We start from the raw sequence: 20,405 nt of genomic DNA on the forward strand, positions 1-20,405 counted from the left end.
AAATTTTCTCTGATGGCTGAGACATTCCGCCAGGTTGCTGGCAGACTGACTTTTCGAAACGACTTTCTGAAACAGGACCCGATTCGGTATGACCCACACCCCCGCCTTACCCATTGCTTTAATTCAGCTTGAAGTGCCGCCTGCAAATGTCGTCGCGCAGATTGGTGAACAGCCGCGCTGGTTTATCGATGCGCTGCAACTCCAGAGCGATGAGTATCTGATTGTGCGCCCCCATCTGGGCGAGGCGTTACCCGCTTTCGATCAGATAGCCGGGGCGATCCTCAGTGGTTCCTGGGCGATGGTCACCGATCATGCCGACTGGAGCGAACGCTGTGCGGCCTGGGTTCGGGCCGCGCTGGAAGCCGGGCTGCCGCTGCTGGGGGTCTGCTACGGCCATCAGCTGATGGCCTATGCGCTGGGCGGTGAGGTGGCGGATAATCCCCATGGCTGGGAGCGTGGTCTGCTGCCGATCTGCTGCGCAACTCAGGCGCGGCACGATCCGCTGCTGCAAAACCTGCCTGACAGCTTCAATGTCTGGCTGTCGCATCGCCAGTCGGTGGTCACGCCGCCTGCTCAGGCGCAGGTGCTGGCCGCGTCAGCGTATGATGGCTGTCAGATCCTGCGCTACTCGCCGCAGGCGCTGTCGGTGCAGTTTCACCCGGAGTTTTCGTCACGCATTATGCGCGCCTGCCAGCCGGAAGGTGGCGCAGAGGATGGGCCAGCCATCGAGGGGCGCGACTGGGGACGTGAGCTGCTAGCCGCCTTCTGGCAGCAGACGCGCCCGGCGGTTGCAGAGCGTCTTCAGGGCGCGTAGTGGCGCGTACAGCGATAGACCCAGGCGGGGGGCACATTTTTCAGCACCCGCTGGCGTTCCCAGGTGAAGTAGCGCGACAGATCGGGCTGGGTCAGCGAGGTGTACTGAAACTGCACAAAGACGCCATCCGGCTTCAGGGCGGTAAACACCGCGTGCAGAATCGACTCACGCAGGTCGGGCGGTAACGACAACAGCGGCAGCCCGGAGAAGATCGCGTCATATTCGCCGTTCAGATACTGTGCCGAGCAGGTGCGCACCGTCATGCGCGCATCATCCAGGGCAATCAGCTTATCCGCCAGCGTGCTGCTGATCTCAAAGGCGTCCAGCGTGGCGTCCGGGGCCATCCGCGCCAGTATCTGGCGCGTCAGCACCCCATCTCCTGCACCGAGTTCAGCGATACGCAACTGAGGACGCCACGCCACCGAGTCGGTCATGGCGCGACACAGCGCGTCTGACGAGGGCGTAATGCTGCCCATCTTGCGCGGGTTGAGGATGAACTGATGCACAAAGTTGGCTTTTGCGCGCATTGAGGTGAAAGCCGAAGCCAGCATGCTTATCTCCAGAATGAATTCTTCCTGAGGTGGACTCCTTTGTGGCGCACAAGTTTCTTCTCAGCAAGCCCTCCCGGGAAAAGTCAGAATTTTCTTTAGCCAGCCGGCAATTCAGCGATTCCTTCGGGGCGGTCACAGTTTCCGCATAGCAGAACTGGCAGGCTGATGGCGATCCCTTATGTTAATAATAAGTTTCATCATTGTTGCATACGACGCCAGTAAGGAGAATGACCATGCGTTACGCCGCCCCCGGAGAACAGGGTTCTCTGATCACGCTACAAAAGAATTATGGCAACTTCATTAACGGTGAATTCGTCGCGCCGGTGAATGGCAACTACTTCACCAATACCTCGCCGGTGAATGGCTCGGTGGCGGGTGAGTTTCCACGCTCAGACAGTGCGGATGTGGATAACGCCGTGGCCGCCGCGACCGCCGCGGCTGACGCCTGGGGTAAGACCTCTGCGCAGCAGCGCTCGCTGCTGTTACTGAAAATTGCCGATCGGCTGGAACAGAATCTGGAAACCCTGGCGGTGTATGAAACCTGGGATAACGGCAAGCCGGTGCGCGAGACGCTGGCGGCGGATATGCCACTGGCGGTCGATCACTTCCGCTATTTTGCGGGCTGTCTTCGGGCGCAGGAGGGTAGTGCCGCAGAAATTGACGAGTTCACCGCCGCCTACCATTTCCATGAGCCGCTGGGCGTGGTGGCGCAGATTATTCCGTGGAACTTCCCGCTGCTGATGGCGGCGTGGAAGCTGGCTCCGGCGCTGGGCGCAGGCAACTGTGTGGTGCTGAAACCGGCTGAGCAGACGCCACTCTCTATCACCGTTTTTGTCGATCTGATTAAAGATCTGCTGCCGCCCGGCGTGCTGAACGTGGTGCACGGCTTTGGTAAAGAGGCGGGTGAGGCCCTGGCCTCCCATTCCGGTATCGCTAAAGTGGCCTTTACCGGCTCCACCGCCACCGGTGGTCATATTCTGGAGCTGGCGGCCAAGAGCCTGATCCCCTCTACGGTCGAGCTGGGCGGCAAGTCCCCTAACATCTTCTTTGAAGACATCATGCAGGCGGAAGAGAGCTTTATTGAGAAAGCCGCCGAGGGTGTGGTGCTGGGCTTCCTGAATCAGGGCGAGATCTGTACCTGTCCGTCGCGTGCGCTGGTGCAGGAGTCGATCTATGAGCCGTTTATGGCGGCGGTGATGAAGCGGGTCAAAACCATCAAGCGCGGCGACCCGCTGGACACCGAGACAATGGTTGGCGCGCAGGCGTCGCAGCAGCAGTTCGATAAAATCCTCTCCTATCTGGACGTTGCCCGGCAGGAGGGCGCGGAAGTGCTGGTGGGCGGTGGCGTAGAGAAGCTGGATGATTCACTGAACAGCGGCTACTACATCCAGCCAACCTTGCTGAAAGGCAACAACTCGATGCGCGTTTTCCAGGAGGAGATCTTTGGCCCGGTCATCGGCATCACCACCTTCAAAGATGAAGCGGAAGCGGTCAGCATCGCCAACGACTCTATTTATGGCCTGGGGGCGGGCGTCTGGACCCGCGATATTAACCGCGCCTACCGCGTTGGCCGGGCGATTAAAGCGGGTCGCGTCTGGACCAACTGCTATCACCTCTATCCGGCCCACGCCGCCTTTGGCGGGTATAAGAAATCGGGTATCGGGCGTGAAACCCATAAAATGATGCTCGATCACTATCAGCAGACCAAAAACCTGCTGGTGAGCTACAGCATCGAACCGCTGGGCTTCTTCTGAGTCAGTGGGGGAGGCGGGCGCGGTTAACGGCGCCGCTCTGTTAACAGGGAACCACGCTACGGCGTGGTTCTTTTTTGGCTGATCTTTATCAGTTAACCGTCCTTAATGAGGTTAGGGCGGTGTTTATGCCAGGTCATTTCCTGTGGCGAGATGTTATAAGGTGCGGTCTGGAAAACGGGAAGTCTTGCCTGCTGATTATCATGACTATTGCGCCGTTTGCGTCCGGGATTATTGAGGAGTCAATATTTTGCTCCTCTGTCGCTGAAGCAGTGGCAGGCGGATACCGTTTCAGCGTGGATAAAAGAGTATTTACATTGAAATAATAACTTTATGATTTGCTGGATTTTAAAATTAATCCATTCAGTAAAGAGATCGATAGACTCCGATAATTGATTAAATACGCCTACCTTAAATTCCTTATTAACGTTAAGCGCTGTTAACGCAGCTTTTACCCGTGATGACTAGCGTGCGTTTTAAAATTAATGTTCAGCAGCAGGCGTTGTTCGTTGCAGCGGCCCTGGCGTTACGGACATTAGCGCGCAGGCCCGTTGGCATTGTCTGCTGAACGAAGATTGATCATCCCGTCTCGTTCTGGCTGCGTTTCCATAAAGTAACCTGTTATCCCGCACGGCGTGCTTTTCAGCAGGCGCGACGTAATGCGATGGGGCTGCCGAGCCGGATGCGATAATAAAAGATGACAGATATTTTGCAGAGGATCACAGCGGAGCAGAGTCCGTTAACTATAAGGCTTACGCTGTGTTGGTTCACAGAAAGAGAAATACAGGTGTTCTCATTTTCCAATCTATGTTGTAGTGATAATGTTAATTGTTGCAGGGCATGATTGTTTATTTCAATGCGGTGTAGTATCTTTTCTTAATTAACTGTTCCCAGGTGATTTTGTTTTTTAGCAAAGTCTGATGACTCCTTTTCATCAGGCGGACTTGTGACGGGTTTTGGTGGTTAACGTCCTTTTGGGTTCGGTTGTAAAATAAATGAAAAAAACAACATTCCATTCAGCAAACCCGATCGGTGTGACGTCTTCTTCCAGACTTTGTCTGTTCCTTAGCTGGATCAATATTGCCGTTCAGGCGGGCTTTCCCATTGCGGTGGCTTTCACGCCAGCAATCGCAGCGACATCAGAACAGCACTTTCTTCAGCATCCTGCCGCTGTATCAACACCGCGCACACAGGTTTACACATTAAAAGAACATGAGACAGCCGCCTCTGTTGCGGCAAAGTATGGTCTTACTCTGGCACAGCTCAGTGAACTCAATCAGTTCCGCACCTTTGCCCGGGGTTTGAACGGCCTGCGGCCGGGGGATGATGTGGACGTGCCGGTAGTTATGCCGGAAGGTAAAAAATCATCCTTACCTCCTTTTTTCGTGGATGCCTCCGGGAACGCTGGCGATGAACACCCACAGTCAGCCGGTCGTGGTGAGGATGATGAACAGGCGCGGAAGATGGCAGGATACGCCTCTCAGACCGGGAGTTTCCTGAGCGGCAGCGCAAAAAGTGATGCCGCCGCTTCCAGGGCACGCGGTATGGCCACGAATGAGGCCGGGGGCGCGCTTCAGCAGTGGCTGAGTCATTTTGGTACCGCCCGCGTTCAGCTGGATGCGGATAAAAACTTCTCTCTGAAAAACTCGCAGTTTGACCTGCTGATGCCGCTCTATGACCAGGGGGATGATCTGCTCTTCACCCAGGGCAGCCTGCACCGGACAGATGGCCGGACCCAGGCTAATCTCGGCTCCGGTCTGCGTTACTTCACCTCCACCTACATGTTCGGCGGGAACCTGTTCGGTGACTACGACCTCTCACGCGATCATGCGCGTGCTGGCGCGGGTCTCGAATACTGGCGTGACTACCTGAAGCTGGGTCTCAATGGTTACCGACGTCTGACGGGCTGGAAAGACTCGCCGGGCCTGACCGACTACCAGGAGCGACCGGCAAACGGCTGGGACCTGCGGGCGCAGGCGTGGGTGCCTGCTCTGCCGCAGCTGGGTGCCAGGCTGACGTATGAGCAGTACTACGGCAAAGAGGTCGCTCTGTTCGGCGTTGATCATCGTCAGAGGGATCCGCATGCCATTACGGCCGGGCTCAGCTATACACCCGTTCCGTTGATTACCCTGGCAGGAGAGCAGCGGCAGGGGCAATCGGGGCAAAGTGATACGCGCGTTATGGTGAACATGAACTACCAGCTCGGGGTGCCGTGGCGCAGTCAGATGGACCCGGCGGCGGTGGCCGCGATGCGCAGTCTGACAGGCAGCCGCTATGACCTGGTGGAGCGCAATAACAATATTGTGCTGGAGTATCGCAGGAAAGAGGTCATCAAACTGCACACGGTGGACCTGATTACCGGTAAAGCGGGTGAGCAGAAATCCCTGGGGGTGTCGGTGACGACGACTTATGGACTGTCCCGTATTGACTGGGATGCGGCAGCCCTGACCGCCGCTGGCGGCAGGATTGTGCAGAATGGCGCGGATTACGCTGTGCTGCTGCCGGCCTATCAGGCTTCAGCACAGGCGGTGAACACCTATTCCGTCAGCGGTGTGGCGGTGGACATCCGGGGTAATCACTCCGACCGGAGTGACACCCAGGTGACAGTGCAGGCCCCTGAGGTCAATAAACAGTACAGTACCTTCACCCCGGCGAGCAGCGTGCTACAGGCGGATGGAAAGGGCACGCAGATACTTACCCTGACGCTAAGAGATGAGAATAATCAGCTGGTGGATGTTGAGACGCAGGAGATCAGCCTGCGGAGTAATAGCCTGAAAAGCGCCCTGGTATCAACACTCACAAGGAAATCTGCCGGTGTTTATAGCGTCACGGTGACGGCTGGCACAGATGTTGAGAATGTTACCCTGACGCCGGTAGTCAGCGGCATCACGCTCTCTTCAGCGGTGGTCACCATAAACAGCACGACCCCGGATGCAGGGCAGTCTGTGTTCACGGCGAGCCCGGAGCGGATTGTGGCTGACAACAGTGCTACCTCGACGCTGACTCTGATGGCGAAGGATGCCCAGGGTAACATTCTGACGGGCCTGAAGGATAACCTGACCTTCCTGGTCACCGACAACAGCGGTAAAGCGCCAGCCAGTGGCGTTATCACGGAGAGCGCTATAACGGAAAGCAGTGTAAAGGGAACCTATACGGCGACCCTGAAAGGAACGACGGCCGCACAATACAAAGTGATTCCACAATTCAATGGTACCGCGCTGGGCAGTCTGAGCGCGGTCGTTACGCTTACCCCGGCCACGCCGGAGCAGGCGGCGTCAGCCATTAAGGTTGATAACAGCAGCTACCTCTCCGGTGCGGATATGGCGATAACGGTGACGCTGAAGGATGCACAGGGTAACGCGGTGATCGGCGCAGCGTCCCTGCTGACAGCGGAGGCGGTGAGCGTGCCGGACGCGGTGCTGAAGTCGGGCAGCGGCTGGAGTGACAACGGCGACGGCACCTATACGGCGACCTATACCGCCAGCACGGCGGGCACCGGCCTGAAGGCAGTGCTGAAGCTGAGCGGCTGGAGCGCAAACGCGGAGTCGGCGGCCTACACCATCACGGCGGCCTCACCGGATCAGGCGAAGTCAGCCATTGCGGTGGATAACAGCACCTACGCCTCCGGCACAGACATAACGGTGACGGTGACGCTGAAGGATGCACAGGATAACGCGGTGATCGGGGCATCATCCCTGCTGACCACGGGTGCGGTCACCGTGGCGAACGCGGTGCTGAAGTCGGGCAGCAACTGGAGTGACAACGGCGACGGCACCTATATGGCGACCTATACCGCCAGCACGGCGGGCACCGGCCTGAAGGCGCTTCTGAAGCTGAGCGGCTGGAGCGCAAACGCGGAGTCGGCGGCCTACACCATCACGGCGGCCACGCCGGATCAGGCGAAGTCAGCCATTGCGGTGGATAGCAGCACCTACGCCTCCGGGGCGGACATAACGGTAACGGTGACGCTGAAGGATGCACAGGATAACGCGGTGACCGGGGCATCATCCCAGCTGACGGCGAGTGCGGTCACCGTGCCGAACGCGGTGCCGAAGTCGGGCAGCGGCTGGAGTGACAACGGCGACGGCACCTATACGGCGACCTATACCGCCAGCACGGCGGGCACCGGTCTGAAGGCAGTGCTGAAGCTGAGCGGCTGGAGCGGAAGCAATACATCCGCTTCCTATGATATTTTGCAGGAAACTGAAGCTCCGCTCTCCATCAATACGCAAGCCGATTCCCATACCTTCACCATCAGTAGTGAGGAGGGAACGTTCCCTTCAACAGGATTTGTGGGCGCGACATTTACCATTATTCCAAAAAATAATATTGATGCTTCGGAATATAATTGGTCGGCAAATTTAAGTTGGGTAGCTGTTACGGATGGTGTCGTTCAGTTCACCGGCACAGGGAATGGCGATAAGGTCGTTATTACAGGAGCTCCCAAAAATGCGCAGAATAAAACCATCCGTTATGCGTTCTCACTCAAAAACTGGTTTATCAATGATCAGTCAGTACAGATGACCTGGGCGCAGGCTAATGCTTACTGTTCGGGTCAGAGTGGCTATAGTCTGCCAACCGTTGCTCAGCTGTCCCAGAACTCAGGATATGTGGCAACTCAGGTGCGCGGAACCGGCGCATTATGGAACGAGTGGGGAAATGTCACGCACTACAGTGGGGCAGGATTTTTCGGCAGTAATTACTGGTCATCGGAGCCCGATAGTAGTGGGGGGCACTATTACATCGATTTGGGAGCGGGCTATATCCACAATGATGTGGGAAGCGTGACGGATATTGTTACATGCAGTCGGGATCTCTGAAATGCAAAAACCGGGTAACGCCTCCGGTTAGCAGCACAACACTTTTTCATGCCGCGATAAGGTCATTCGTCGCGGCGCGCTTAGCCGCCCGGCTTGCGGGTTTTACCGGTATAACTGAGCAGAAACGCGCGGTGAATGAACTTCAACGCGGGTCATCCGGGAGCCTCATTCGCGGGTAGCAATAAACCAACCTGAGCCACTACTGCTGCCTGCCGGGGAGGGCAAACGGCTGAACGTCACTATCGTTCGTTTCGTTGCGCCACTGCTCCAGCTTTTGACGAAACAGGGCGAGTTGAGGCCCGGCGTCTGCATCCCCGGCAATGTTGTGTAATTGCCACGGATCTTTTTGCAGATCGTAAAGCTCTTCAGCAGGCTTGCGGTTAAAACACTGCTCCTGAGCGGCATTCAGGGTACCTTGCTGGTGTGCCTCATTGAGAGCGCGCGTGCTATTCAGAACATCACGAAAGGTGATATTTGCGCCATTGGGCGTGGTATCAATATTCTGCTCGCCAGTAATAAAGCTGGGCTCATTTTTCATTGCGTCTGAAATCACAGACACCATGAAAAGAAAAAATCCACGCAGCTGCGTGGATTTTATGAATTTCTCAAGCTGTCATAAGGTTCAGTCAAACCTCATGGGTCAACCCATCAGACGTTGAACAGGAAGTTCATCACATCGCCATCTTTCACGATGTACTCTTTACCTTCTGAACGCATCTTGCCGGCTTCTTTCGCGCCTTGCTCGCCTTTGTAAGCGATAAAATCTTCAAACGCGATGGTCTGGGCGCGGATAAAGCCTTTCTCGAAGTCGGTGTGGATTTTACCGGCTGCCTGCGGGGCCGTCGCGCCAACCGGGATGGTCCAGGCGCGCACTTCTTTCACGCCAGCGGTGAAGTAGGTTTGCAGGTTCAGCAGTGAGTAACCGGCGCGGATTACACGGTTCAGGCCCGGCTCTTCCAGTCCCAGCTCCGCCATAAACTCGTCACGGTCTTCATCTTCCAGCTCGGCAATGTCCGATTCAACAGCGGCGCACACCGGCACGACGACGGAACCTTCCGCTTCAGCGATAGCACGCACCTGATCCAGATACGGGTTGTTCTCAAAACCATCTTCATTGACGTTGGCAATGTACATGGTCGGCTTCAGCGTCAGGAAGCTCAGATAGCGGATAGCCGCTTTCTCATCCGCATCCAGATTCAGCGAACGCAGCATGCCTGCTTCAGAGAGATGCGGCAGGCATTTCTCCAGCGCGGCCAGTTCCGCTTTGGCGTCTTTATCGCCGCCTTTGGCTTTCTTCTGCACGCGCTGAATCGCACGTTCGCAGGTATCGAGATCGGATAGCGCCAGCTCAGTGTTGATCACATCAATATCTTCCGCCGGGTTCACTTTGCCCGCCACGTGAATGATGTTGTCGTTTTCAAAGCAGCGCACCACGTGACCGATCGCTTCGGTTTCACGGATGTTGGTCAGGAACTGGTTGCCCAGGCCTTCACCTTTGGACGCGCCTTTTACCAGCCCGGCGATGTCGACGAATTCCATGGTAGTCGGCACCACGCGCTGCGGCTTAACAATCTCAGAGAGCTGATCGAGACGCAGGTCAGGCATTGGCACCACGCCAGTGTTAGGTTCAATGGTGCAGAAGGGGAAGTTAGCCGCTTCGATACCCGCTTTGGTCAGCGCGTTAAACAGAGTGGATTTACCGACGTTCGGCAGGCCCACGATACCGCATTTGAATCCCATGGTTTGATACCCTTTATACCTGGATGGACAGCCCACCAGACGGCAGGCTGTCAGAAACGAAATGAAAAATTTCGCGCATTATACACAGAATCGCGACGATTCGGGCGTTTAAGCAGGTTTGAAGGCGTGCAGCCGGTTCATCGCCTTAATGCGATCCTCTTTCAGCCACAGCTCCGTACAGCGCGCCGCTTCATCAATCGCGTCATCAATCAGCTTCTGCTCACTGGCGGGCGGCTTGCCCAGCACAAATCCGGTCACTTTGTTGCGATCGCCGGGATGCCCGATACCGATGCGCAGCCGATGGAAATTGTTGTTGTTGCCCAGTTTGCTGATGATGTCCTTCAGCCCGTTGTGACCGCCATGCCCGCCGCCCTGCTTAAACTTCGCGACGCCGGGCGGTAAATCGAGTTCATCGTGTGCCACCAGAATCTCTTCCGGGGCGATGCGATAGAAAGTGGCCATCGCCGCCACCGCTTTACCGCTCAGGTTCATAAAGGTGGTCGGAACCAGTAAGCGCACATCTTCTCCGGCCAGCGCCAGGCGGGCGGTATAGCCATAGAATTTGCCTTCCTCTTTCAGTGACTGATTGTGGCGCTCAGCCAGTAGATCGAGATACCAGGCACCCGCATTGTGGCGCGTGGCGGCATATTCAGCGCCCGGATTGGCAAGGCCCACAATCAGTTTAATGCTGCTCACAATGATTATCCTGCTGTTGTCGCGAAAGGGCGTTAGTTTACTTCGCCACAGGCGAGATGACAAAGCACGCGCATTGAAATAATTGAGACAGGTGATTAATCATTTTCTATCAGAATCAACAGGCTGCATTCAGATCCGATCGATTCTTTATAGCTGATGTGTGATCCAGTCCGCAACGTGCGTCGGGGTCATTGCCTAAACTTATGGCAGTTAACATTATGTGCGGTTTACTTACTCATATGGATGGAGGTTCAGCATGAAACATCAACACTGCCGCGTGGCGGGTAATGGTCTGATAATACTGGGATTAGTCATCATGGTGCTGGGCATCGGTTTTTCAATTATGAATCAGTTGCCGTCACTCGATCTGCCGCAGGAACTGGCCCAGGGTGCGATTTTCAGCATCTTTATTGGGGCGCTGTTGTGGTTAGCGGGCGCGCGTATCAGTGGCCGTGAAAAAGTGGAAGATCGCTATTTCTGGCTGCGTCACTATGACAAACGCTGCCGCCGCTCATCGCATCCACATCATTAATAGAGGGTTGCAGGCAGGGGATGCTGTGCCGTGCGGTTTCTGCCGCTGGCCTTAGCGTGATAGAGCGCCTGATCCGCCTGCGCCAGTAAATCCTCAAATCCCTGATGGCGGTGTGTGACCGTAGCAAAGCCGATGCTGACTGAATAGTTAATCGCGTCAGGTTGCGACTCACACACTGCCAGCCGGATAGCTTCACACCAGGCTTCGGTCTCCGGCGCAGCCGCCGGGATAATCGCCGCAAACTCTTCTCCCCCCAGCCGTGCGAAGCGTCCCTCAGCCGGGATCAGCCTTTTGACGATCCCGCAAAAGTCGATCAGAACCCGGTCGCCCTGATAATGCCCGTAGCGGTCATTAATGCTCTTAAAATGGTCGAGATCGAAAAGTATCGCGCTGAAGGGGCGATCCTGGCGGCGACAGCGCGCCACGATTTTCTCCGCCTCATTAAATAAGGCCCGCCGGTTCCAGACGCTGGTCAGCGGATCGTGCAGCGACGCATGTTTATAGGCGATCTGGGTGCGCTCATTGACCATCGCCAGGATGGTAAAGGTCAGGCCGATGACAAACAGAATCGATTCCAGGATAACGTAGACCGAGAATTTTGAGCCGCCAATCGCGCCCGGCAGATTAATCGGGACGGTGTTGTCCAGAAACAGCCGCGCCAGGTGAAACAGCAGATGGATCCACAACAGCAGCTGGGCGGGCCAGAAGGTGGCTCTCAGGGTATCGCGCACCTGCCAGAGCAGATGGATCAGCGCCGCCGTGTAGGTCATGCAGGCAATGCAGAGCACGATCACCCGTTTGGGCAGGCTGTAGTAGAATTCAGGAAAACAGCAGAGGATGGCCCAGAGCAGGGCACCCAGCAGCCAGTGACTGCCGATGGGTCTGCCGCAGAAGCGCCGGAAGGCATTCAGTAACCCGCCGTAGGCCAGCATCACCAGAACGTTACCCACCGCAACCGGCAGGAAGTGCAGGCCACTGCTGCGCAGGCTGCTCAAAAACACCGCCACCAGCGTCAACGTCAGCGTCAGGCAGGTAAAGCCGAGCACGCGATCGTATTGCGATCCCATCCAGGCAAAAATCATGATGATGCTTAAAAACCCCAGCACGTAGAGCTCGCAGACAAATAACGTATAAATATCGAGGCTCATGGTGCCAGGGTTCTTATGAAAAGTGCGCAGCAAATTACCACTTAACGGCCCGGCGCAGAAGTGCGGCGCGCGGCGTTTACGTAAAAGAGTGGGTGGCGTTGAAAATAGCGGTTTTTAGGGAAATTTATCGCGGAAATATCAGAAAAAGAAGCGTGTTAATCGGGCAGAGGTTGCGGCAGAAAAAAAACCGGGCGCGAGGCCCGGTTGCACGAAGATTAATGCTCGAACATCGCCGAGATCGACTCTTCGTTACTGATGCGGCGAATCGCTTCCGCCAGCATGCCAGATAAGGTCAGCGTGCGCACATTCGGCAGTGACTTAATCTCTTCAGAGAGCGGGATGGTATCGCAGACAATCACCTGGTCGAGAACAGATTTACGCAGGTTTTCAACCGCATTGCCGGAGAAGATCGGATGGGTGGCGTAAGCAAACACGCGCTTAGCGCCCCGTTCTTTCAGCGCTTCAGCCGCTTTACACAGCGTGCCGCCGGTGTCGATCATGTCGTCGACCAGCACGCAGTCGCGGCCAGCAACGTCACCGATAATGTGCATCACCTGAGAAACGTTCGCGCGCGGGCGGCGTTTATCGATGATTGCCATATCGGTGTCGTTCAGCAGTTTAGCGATAGCACGGGCACGTACTACGCCGCCAATATCAGGCGAGACCACAATCGGGTTTTCCAGACCGATCTGCATCATATCTTCCAGCAGGATCGGGCTGCCAAATACGTTATCAACCGGGACGTCGAAGAAGCCCTGGATCTGCTCGGCGTGCAGGTCAACCGTAAGAACACGGTCAACTCCGACGCTGGAAAGGAAGTCTGCCACTACTTTAGCGGTGATAGGCACACGCGCGGAACGCACGCGGCGGTCCTGACGGGCATAACCAAAGTAGGGAATGACTGCGGTAATACGACCAGCAGAAGCACGACGCAGCGCGTCGACCATCACAACCAGTTCCATCAGATTATCGTTGGTGGGAGCACAGGTGGACTGGATGATGAAAATATCACCACCGCGTACATTTTCGTTGATCTGTACGCTCACTTCACCGTCACTGAAACGTCCAACAGCGGCGTCTCCCAGACTGGTGTAAAGGCGGTTGGCAATACGTTGTGCTAGTTCCGGGGTGGCGTTACCAGCAAATAGCTTCATATCAGGCACGAGAAGAACCTCAGGCTTTGCGTCCAGAGAATGAACGGCATGACGGTAACCGGCGTGTACAGTCATGGGCGTTCACACGGGTGTGTTGATGCGAAACATGCAGTGTCTGGAACGGGGTGACACTGTCACGCATTCGCTAATCGCCTCGCAGGGTACGCTGTAGCGGCGAAACGTTCACGCCTCGGGCTACAAAGCCGCGTACCCCATTCGGGGCAAGCTCCAGCACCTGACGGGCGGCGGACTCGGTGTCAAATTCAGCAAACACACAAGCGCCAGTGCCAGTCAGGCGCGACGGCGCGTATTCTAGCAGCCAGGAAACAAGCTCATCAACCTCGCGAAAACGTTTTCTTACCGCCGCTTCACAATCATTCGCGAAGGGGGAGGATAAAAGCGTCGATAAACTGCGCGATGGGGTATCTCGCGTCAGTGCGGGGTCGTTGAAGACGTCCGGGGTACTGATATTCACGCCGGGATGGGCGACAAGATACCACTTTTCTGCCGGCGCTGCGGGCTGAAGTTGTTCACCCACCCCTTCGGCGAAGGCGGCAAAGCCGTGCACGAACACCGGAACGTCCGCGCCCAGCCTGACGCCCATCGCCGCCAGCTCTTCCGGGGTGAAGCCGGTTTGCCACAAATGGTTCAGCGCCACCAGCACGGTCGCCGCATCAGAAGAGCCGCCGCCGAGGCCGCCGCCCATCGGCAGACGTTTTTCAACGCCAATCTGAGCACCCGCCCGTGCAGGAAGGCGGTGGTTAGCCTGCGCCGCCTGTTTCAGCATATTCGCCGCCCGGACGATCAGGTTATCCGCATCCGCCACGCCCACCACCGGGGTCAGCAGCGTAATGCGATCGCTGTGATCAACGCTAATCTGCAACTCATCGCCATAATCAAGAAACTGAAAAAGCGTTTGCAGGTTGTGGTAGCCGTCGGGGCGACGGCCGGTGATGTAGAGAAAAAGATTCAGTTTCGCCGGGGCTGGCCAGTGGGTGATCATTGAACGGTCCAGCTGTCCATGCGCAGTTTAATCCGCTGGTCGCCCTCTTTCAGCTCCAGGCTGGACGGCAGCGGCGGGGTTACGTTGCTGTCATAACCGGCGATGGAAACCTGCCAGCTCTGGCCGTCACGGCTGTAGTTCAGGCTGCGCAACTGATAGTTTTCGTTGAGCTGATAGTCGCTGGCGTCGCCAGGCAGCCCCATCATCCACTGTCGCAGGTTAGCCAGCGGGATGTTCATGCCGGTCAGCTGCGAAATCATCTTCTGCGCGTCGTTGCTGACGTAGCGTTTGCCCTTGTTGTCCACAATCTGCACCACCGAACCCTGCGCATCGAGTTGCAGTTCAGTGCTGCCCAGCGGGTTGGTCAGCAGCAGACGGTAGCGATCGGGCGCGGTCTGCTGCCAGTTGAAGCGGGCATAGACTTTCTGCTTATCGGAGAGGTAGGCAAAGGCACCGCGGGTCTGGTAGTGGGTGACCTTTGAGACCGCCTGCTGATGCTGTTGCCACTGTGGCGCGGTCACGCTGGGACCCGGGCCCTGCGGTTTGTTGACGCTACAGGCAGCCAGCAGGACGCTGGCAAGGGGCAAAAGGCGCAACAGATTGCGTGGTGATTTAAGCATCAAGTGGTCATCTCCTCGGACACATTTATTATTGGCAACGGATAACGCTAACCATCCATCTTTTAACCGTCAATGCTGTTATGCAGCAAATTGAGCACGATCAGGTTAATCTTATTACAGTCATAGCCTTTGTATGGCTTTTCTTGATCTGCCGCATCTTGTAGAATGCGCATCACAAAACAAAACCCTGACATTATTGGGACATCCCAACCAAAATCGCCATGACGCTGCTCGCTCTCGGAATCAATCACAAAACTGCCCCCATTGCTCTGCGCGAACGTGTCTCGTTCGGGCCGGAGACGCTTGAGCAGGCGCTGAACAGCCTGTTATCCGAGCCAATGGTGCAGAGCGGCGTGGTGCTGTCGACCTGTAACCGGACTGAGCTCTACCTCAGCGTCGAGCAGCAGGCGGACTTACAGGCGCGGCTGGTGAGCTGGTTGTGCAATTATCATCAGCTCAATGAAGAGGATGTACGTAACAGCCTCTACTGGCATCAGGATAACGAGGCGGTCAGCCACCTGATGCGTGTCGCCAGCGGACTCGATTCGCTGGTGCTGGGCGAACCGCAGATCCTCGGTCAGGTAAAAAAAGCCTTCGCCGACTCCTCCCGCGGACAGGCGCTGAGCAGCGAGCTGGAGCGGATGTTCCAGAAAACCTTCTCGGTGGCCAAGCGGGTCCGCACCGAAACCGAGATTGGCGCCAACGCGGTCTCGGTCGCCTTTGCCGCCTGCACGCTGGCGCGTCAGATTTTCGAATCGCTTTCATCCGTGAACGTGCTGCTGGTCGGCGCGGGTGAAACCATCGAGCTGGTGGCACGCCATCTGCGCGAACATCAGGTTAAAAATCTGATCATCGCCAACCGTACCCGCGAGCGTGCCGAAACGCTGGCGGCGGAAGTGGGCGCTGAGGTGATCACCCTGGCGGAGATCGATGCCCGTCTGGCCGAAGCGGATATTATCATCTCTTCCACCTCCAGTCCGCTGCCGATTATCGGCAAGGGGATGATGGAGCGCGCGCTGAAAGCGCGTCGTAATCAGCCGATGCTGCTGGTGGATATTGCCGTACCGCGCGACGTGGAGCCGGAAGTGGGCAAGCTGCCCAACGCCTATCTCTACAGCGTGGATGACTTACAGGCGATCATTGAGCAGAACCTGGCGCAGCGCAAAGCGGCGGCGGTTCAGGCTGAAAGCATTGTGGTTCAGGAAAGCAGCGAATTCATGGCCTGGCTGCGCTCCCAGGGCGCGGTAAACACCATCCGTGAATATCGTTCTCAGGCGGAGGAGATCCGCACTGAGCTGGAAGGCCGTGCGTTGCAGGCGCTGCAACAGGGTGCCGATCCGCAGAAAGTCATGCAGGAGCTGGCGCACAAGCTGACCAACCGTTTAATTCACGCTCCAACCAAATCACTTCAGCAGGCCGCCCGCGATGGCGATAATGAACGCTTGCAGATTTTACGCGACAGCCTGGGTCTCGATTAGACACACCGCTGTCGCCACCTGTTACGGGAATCCCACATTTAAATGAAAACCTCTATTGTTGCCAAACTGGAAGCCCTACAGGAGCGCCACGAAGAAGTGGAAGCGATGCTGGGCGATGCTGGCGTGATCGCTGACCAGGAACGCTTCCGTGCGCTGTCGCGCGAATATGCTCAGCTTACCGATGTGACCCGCTGCTTCCGTGACTGGCAGCAGGTGCAGGAAGATATTGAGACGGCGCAGCTGATGCTCGACGATCCTGAAATGCGCGATATGGCGCAGGAGGAGTTGCAGGCGGCGCGTGAGAAGGGCGAGGCGCTGGAGCAGCAGTTGCAGGTCTTATTGCTGCCGCGCGATCCCGATGATGAGCGCGCCTGTTTTGTTGAAGTGCGCGCCGGGACCGGCGGCGACGAGGCGGCGATCTTCGCTGGCGATCTGTTCCGCATGTACAGCCGCTACGCGGAAGCGCGTCGCTGGCGGGTTGAGATCGTCAGCGCCAACGAAGGCGAGCATGGCGGTTACAAAGAGGTGATCGCCCGTGTCACCGGTGAGGGCGCCTATGGTCGCCTGAAGTTTGAGTCTGGCGGACACCGGGTGCAGCGCGTGCCAGAGACTGAATCACAGGGCCGTATCCATACTTCCGCCTGTACCGTCGCCGTGATGCCGGAAATCCCGGAAGCGGAGCTGCCGGAGATCAACGCGGGCGATCTGAAAATCGATACCTTCCGCTCCTCAGGCGCGGGCGGTCAGCACGTCAACACCACCGACTCCGCCATTCGTATTACCCACCTGCCAACCGGCATTGTGGTGGAGTGTCAGGACGAACGTTCACAGCATAAAAACAAAGCCAAAGCGCTGGCGGTGCTGGGCGCGCGCATCCACGCCGCCGAAATGGCCCGTCGTCACGCCGCGGAAGCCAGTACCCGCCGCAATCTGCTGGGCAGCGGCGACCGTTCCGACCGTATCCGCACCTATAACTTCCCGCAGGGCCGCGTTACCGACCACCGTATCAACCTGACCATCTACCGTCTGGATGAAACCATGGAAGGCAAAATCGACAGCCTGATCGAGCCGATTGTGCAGGAGTATCAGGCGGATCAGCTGGCGGCGCTGGCTGGTCAGGACTAATGGATATTCGTCACTGGCTGAAACAGGCGATCGCCACCCTGTGCGGAGGCGACAGCCCGAAGCGTGACGCAGAGATCCTGTTGAGTTTCGTGACCGGCAAATCGCGCAGCTGGTTAGTTGCCTTTGATGAAACGGTACTTAGCGCTGAGCAGCTCGCGCAGCTGGAGAGCCTGCTGGCGCGTCGCGCCCGCGGTGAGCCGGTGGCGCATCTGGTGGGCGAACGGGAGTTCTGGTCGCTGCCGTTGCAGGTCAATGACGCCACGCTGATCCCGCGCCCGGACACCGAGCTGCTGGTTGAACAGGCGCTGGCGCAGCTGCCCGCCACGCCGGCCACCCTTCTGGATCTGGGAACCGGCACCGGCGCGATTGCGCTGGCGCTGGCCAGTGAACGGCCCGACTGTCAGATCACCGGCGTTGATCGCATCGAGGCGGCGGTGGAGCTGGCGCGCAGTAACGCGCAGCGGCTTAATCTCACCAACGCCACTTTCCTGCTCAGTCACTGGTTTCAGGCGCTCTTACCGCAGCGGTTTACGATGATTGTCAGCAACCCGCCCTATATTGACGCCAGCGACCGCCATCTGGAGCAGGGTGACGTGCGGTTTGAACCGCGTAGCGCGCTGGTGGCGGAGGAAGCGGGTCTGGCGGATCTGCGTACGCTGATTGAACAGGCGCCTGACTGGCTGCAACCGGGCGGCTGGCTGCTGCTGGAACATGGCTGGCAGCAGGGCGAGGCGGTCGCTGCGCTGATGCGGCAAAAAGGCTATCAGGCGGTGGCAACCGTTAACGATTACGGCGGCAATCCGCGCGTCACCCTCGGCCACACTCTTTTATAAAAGCGCCTTAAAAGGATTGATGATGTACGCTTTTTATCCCCTGATTAAAAATCTGCACCTGCTGACAGTGATCATCACCGTGACGCTGTTTCTGCTGCGTTTTTACTGGCAGCGCCGCGGCTCGGCGATGCTGACGCGGCGCTGGGTGCGCATTCTTCCGCACATTAATGACACGCTGCTCCTGCTGACCGGCGTCCTGCTGGTCATGATCACTCACTTCTATCCCTTTACTCCGCAAGGAAGCTGGCTGACGGAGAAGCTTTTAGGGGTTATCATCTACATCGCCTTAGGATTTGTGGCATTGAGTCGCCGTCCACGCACTGATCGCACCCGCTGGATCGCTTTTCTGGTGGCGTTAATCGCCCTGGTGACCATCATTACGCTGGCGCTGACCAAAATGCCGTTATGGGGATAGTATGACCTCGACCGAACAATTAGATTTTAGCCAGACGCCGCTGTGTGAAGCGGTGATTGGTGCCACGCAGGCCATCCGCGCCGATTTTCCGGCGCTGTCGGTGGAAGAACAACTTGCGGCCCTGGTGGCCGAAGCACGTGACTATGTCAGTCACACAGAAGAAGCCGATCTGCAACTCGAAAAGCTGCTGGAGCTGTTCTATCGCCAGTGGGGATTTGGCGGGGCCAGCGGCGTATACAATCTTTCCGATGCGCTGTGGCTGGATAATGTGCTGAAGACCCGTCAGGGCACCGCGGTTTCGCTGGGTATCATCCTGCTGCACATCGCCGGTGAGCTGGATCTGCCGCTGATGCCGGTGATCTTCCCGACCCAGCTGATCCTGCGCGCTGACTGGATTGATGGCGACAAGTGGATGATCAATCCCTTCAATGGTGAAACCCTCGACAGACACACGCTGGAAGTGTGGCTCAAGGGGAATATCAGCCCCACCGCGCGTCTCTATGAAGATGACCTCGACGAAGCCAAAACCGTGACCGTGATGCGCAAAATGCTCGACACGCTGAAAGCGGCGCTGATGGAAGAGAAGAAGATGGAGCTGGCGCTGAAGGTGAGTCAGGTGCTGTTGCGTATCGATCCCGACGATCCCTATGAAATCCGCGATCGCGGTTTGATCTATGCGCAGCTGGAGTGCGAACATATCGCCCTGAATGATTTAACTTACTTCGTTGAGCAGTGTCCTGAGGACCCGGTCAGCGAAATGATCAAAGTTCAGATTCACGCAATCGAACAAAAACAGGTCACGCTGCACTAAGCGGACCCACTGAAAAGGAAAGGGCATGACACAGAAAGTCGTGAGTATTGGTGACATCAAAGTAGCAAACGATCTGCCGTTTGTGCTGTTCGGCGGGATGAATGTGCTGGAGTCGCGCGACCTGGCGATGCGCATCTGCGAACACTACGTAACCGTTACCGATAAACTCGGTATTCCTTACGTGTTTAAGGCGTCGTTTGATAAAGCGAACCGCTCCTCTATTCACTCCTATCGTGGTCCGGGCCTGGAAGAGGGGATGAAGATTTTCCAGCAGCTTAAGCAGGCCTTTGGCGTGAAAATCATCACTGACGTTCATGAAGCGTCCCAGGCGCAGCCGGTCTCTGAAGTGGTTGATGTGATCCAGCTGCCGGCTTTTCTGGCGCGTCAGACCGACCTGGTGGAAGCGATGGCGAAAACCGGCGCGGTGATCAACGTGAAGAAGCCGCAGTTCGTCAGCCCGGGTCAGATGGGGAATATCGTCGACAAGTTTGCCGAAGGCGGCAACGAACAGGTGATCCTGTGCGATCGTGGCAGCAACTTTGGTTACGATAACCTGGTGGTCGACATGCTTGGCTTCAATGTGATGAAGAAAGTGACCAAAAACAGCCCGGTGATTTTCGACGTGACCCATGCGCTGCAAACGCGCGATCCCTTTGGTGCGGCATCGGGCGGTCGTCGTGCACAGGTTGCTGAGCTGGCGCGTGCCGGTATGGCGGTCGGCATTGCCGGTCTGTTCATTGAGGCGCACCCGGACCCTGACCACGCGCTGTGTGACGGTCCTTCCGCGCTGCCGCTGGATAAGCTGGAGCCGTTCCTGGTGCAGATGAAAGCGATTGATGACCTGGTGAAGAGTTTCGCCGAGCTGGATACCAGCAAATAAGTTTGCGGTAAAAAGAGCGCGGAGTCGTTTAATA

The 20,405-nt window shown here is 57.0% G+C and carries 18 protein-coding genes; 10 read left to right on the top strand and 8 right to left on the bottom strand.

Features of this window, described 5'->3' with window-relative positions:
* Positions 1 to 88: 88 nt before the first annotated feature.
* Positions 89 to 814 carry a glutamine amidotransferase gene (locus tag ACCW71_RS02015; RefSeq protein WP_436369285.1) on the top strand — a complete coding sequence of 242 codons (726 nt, stop codon included), beginning with the start codon at positions 89 to 91 and terminating at the stop codon, positions 812 to 814.
* Here the strand turns inward: ACCW71_RS02015 and ACCW71_RS02020 are convergent.
* Complete coding sequence (locus ACCW71_RS02020; protein ID WP_436369287.1) at positions 802 to 1,365, bottom strand: class I SAM-dependent methyltransferase; 564 nt, start codon at positions 1,363 to 1,365, stop codon at positions 802 to 804. The genes ACCW71_RS02015 and ACCW71_RS02020 overlap by 13 nt on opposite strands.
* A 233-nt stretch (positions 1,366 to 1,598) precedes the next feature.
* Here ACCW71_RS02020 and exaC point away from each other — a divergent pair, with 233 nt between their 5' ends.
* The gene (exaC, locus tag ACCW71_RS02025) at positions 1,599 to 3,119 is read left to right on the top strand and encodes an acetaldehyde dehydrogenase ExaC (protein WP_436369289.1); all 1,521 of its coding nucleotides are present in this window, start codon (positions 1,599 to 1,601) and stop codon (positions 3,117 to 3,119) included.
* Between the two features lie 1,031 nt (positions 3,120 to 4,150).
* Positions 4,151 to 7,936: an inverse autotransporter beta domain-containing protein gene (locus ACCW71_RS02030; protein WP_436369291.1), complete on the top strand. Its 3,786-nt coding sequence runs from the start codon at positions 4,151 to 4,153 to the stop codon at positions 7,934 to 7,936.
* 199 nt (positions 7,937 to 8,135) lie between these two features.
* Here the strand turns inward: ACCW71_RS02030 and ACCW71_RS02035 are convergent, their stop codons facing one another.
* The 3 genes from ACCW71_RS02035 to pth all read right to left on the bottom strand — a co-directional run bounded on the left by ACCW71_RS02035 (position 8,136) and on the right by pth (position 10,372).
* Entirely contained in the window at positions 8,136 to 8,498 is a 363-nt protein-coding gene (locus ACCW71_RS02035) for a hypothetical protein (RefSeq protein ID WP_436369293.1), read from the bottom strand.
* An 86-nt stretch (positions 8,499 to 8,584) separates the two neighbouring features.
* Positions 8,585 to 9,676: a redox-regulated ATPase YchF gene (gene ychF / locus ACCW71_RS02040; protein ID WP_436369295.1), complete on the bottom strand. Its 1,092-nt coding sequence runs from the start codon at positions 9,674 to 9,676 to the stop codon at positions 8,585 to 8,587.
* A 108-nt stretch (positions 9,677 to 9,784) separates the two neighbouring features.
* On the bottom strand, positions 9,785 to 10,372 hold the full coding sequence (gene pth / locus ACCW71_RS02045; protein WP_436369297.1) for an aminoacyl-tRNA hydrolase: 588 nt from the start codon (positions 10,370 to 10,372) through the stop codon (positions 9,785 to 9,787).
* A 256-nt stretch (positions 10,373 to 10,628) separates the two neighbouring features.
* Between pth and ychH the strand changes: the two genes are divergently transcribed.
* Positions 10,629 to 10,904 carry a stress-induced protein YchH gene (gene ychH / locus ACCW71_RS02050; RefSeq protein WP_436369299.1) on the top strand — a complete coding sequence of 92 codons (276 nt, stop codon included), beginning with the start codon at positions 10,629 to 10,631 and terminating at the stop codon, positions 10,902 to 10,904.
* On the opposite strand, the gene ACCW71_RS02055 is transcribed toward ychH, so the two are convergent.
* The 4 genes from ACCW71_RS02055 to lolB all read right to left on the bottom strand — a co-directional run bounded on the left by ACCW71_RS02055 (position 10,901) and on the right by lolB (position 14,829).
* Positions 10,901 to 12,052, bottom strand: a complete 1,152-nt coding sequence (locus ACCW71_RS02055) for a GGDEF domain-containing protein (RefSeq protein ID WP_436369300.1) — start codon at positions 12,050 to 12,052, stop codon at positions 10,901 to 10,903. The two genes, ychH and ACCW71_RS02055, sit on opposite strands and share 4 nt — an antisense overlap.
* Positions 12,053 to 12,267: 215 nt before the next feature.
* Entirely contained in the window at positions 12,268 to 13,215 is a 948-nt protein-coding gene (gene prs / locus ACCW71_RS02060) for a ribose-phosphate diphosphokinase (protein WP_279771607.1), read from the bottom strand.
* 136 nt (positions 13,216 to 13,351) lie between these two features.
* Positions 13,352 to 14,209 (bottom strand): 4-(cytidine 5'-diphospho)-2-C-methyl-D-erythritol kinase, encoded by an 858-nt coding sequence (gene ispE / locus ACCW71_RS02065; protein ID WP_436369301.1) that lies wholly within the window; start codon positions 14,207 to 14,209, stop codon positions 13,352 to 13,354.
* Positions 14,206 to 14,829 carry a lipoprotein insertase outer membrane protein LolB gene (gene lolB / locus ACCW71_RS02070; protein ID WP_436369302.1) on the bottom strand — a complete coding sequence of 208 codons (624 nt, stop codon included), beginning with the start codon at positions 14,827 to 14,829 and terminating at the stop codon, positions 14,206 to 14,208. The genes ispE and lolB overlap by 4 nt, the downstream gene beginning before the upstream one ends.
* Before the next feature lie 221 nt (positions 14,830 to 15,050).
* On the opposite strand from lolB, the gene hemA reads away from it, so the two are divergent.
* The 6 genes from hemA to kdsA are packed head-to-tail and all read left to right on the top strand — an operon-like array spanning position 15,051 to position 20,371.
* On the top strand, positions 15,051 to 16,307 hold the full coding sequence (hemA, locus tag ACCW71_RS02075) for a glutamyl-tRNA reductase (RefSeq protein ID WP_436369303.1): 1,257 nt from the start codon (positions 15,051 to 15,053) through the stop codon (positions 16,305 to 16,307).
* 42 nt (positions 16,308 to 16,349) lie between these two features.
* Positions 16,350 to 17,432, top strand: coding sequence for a peptide chain release factor 1 (prfA, locus tag ACCW71_RS02080; RefSeq protein ID WP_436369305.1), 1,083 nt, complete (start codon positions 16,350 to 16,352; stop codon positions 17,430 to 17,432).
* A complete protein-coding gene (gene prmC, locus ACCW71_RS02085) occupies positions 17,432 to 18,265 on the top strand; it encodes a peptide chain release factor N(5)-glutamine methyltransferase (RefSeq protein ID WP_436369306.1) in 834 nt (277 codons plus the stop codon). The genes prfA and prmC overlap by 1 nt, the downstream gene beginning before the upstream one ends.
* A 22-nt stretch (positions 18,266 to 18,287) precedes the next feature.
* Positions 18,288 to 18,680 (top strand): SirB2 family protein, encoded by a 393-nt coding sequence (locus ACCW71_RS02090; RefSeq protein ID WP_436369710.1) that lies wholly within the window; start codon positions 18,288 to 18,290, stop codon positions 18,678 to 18,680.
* A gap of 1 nt (position 18,681) precedes the next feature.
* Complete coding sequence (sirB1, locus tag ACCW71_RS02095) at positions 18,682 to 19,491, top strand: invasion regulator SirB1 (RefSeq protein ID WP_436369308.1); 810 nt, start codon at positions 18,682 to 18,684, stop codon at positions 19,489 to 19,491.
* A gap of 25 nt (positions 19,492 to 19,516) precedes the next feature.
* Positions 19,517 to 20,371, top strand: a complete 855-nt coding sequence (kdsA, locus tag ACCW71_RS02100; protein WP_436369309.1) for a 3-deoxy-8-phosphooctulonate synthase — start codon at positions 19,517 to 19,519, stop codon at positions 20,369 to 20,371.
* The last annotated feature ends 34 nt before the right edge of the window (positions 20,372 to 20,405 follow it).

Origin of the sequence: Pantoea sp. C2G6, assembly GCF_051336815.1 — a bacterium.
Lineage (GTDB): Bacteria > Pseudomonadota > Gammaproteobacteria > Enterobacterales > Enterobacteriaceae > Pantoea.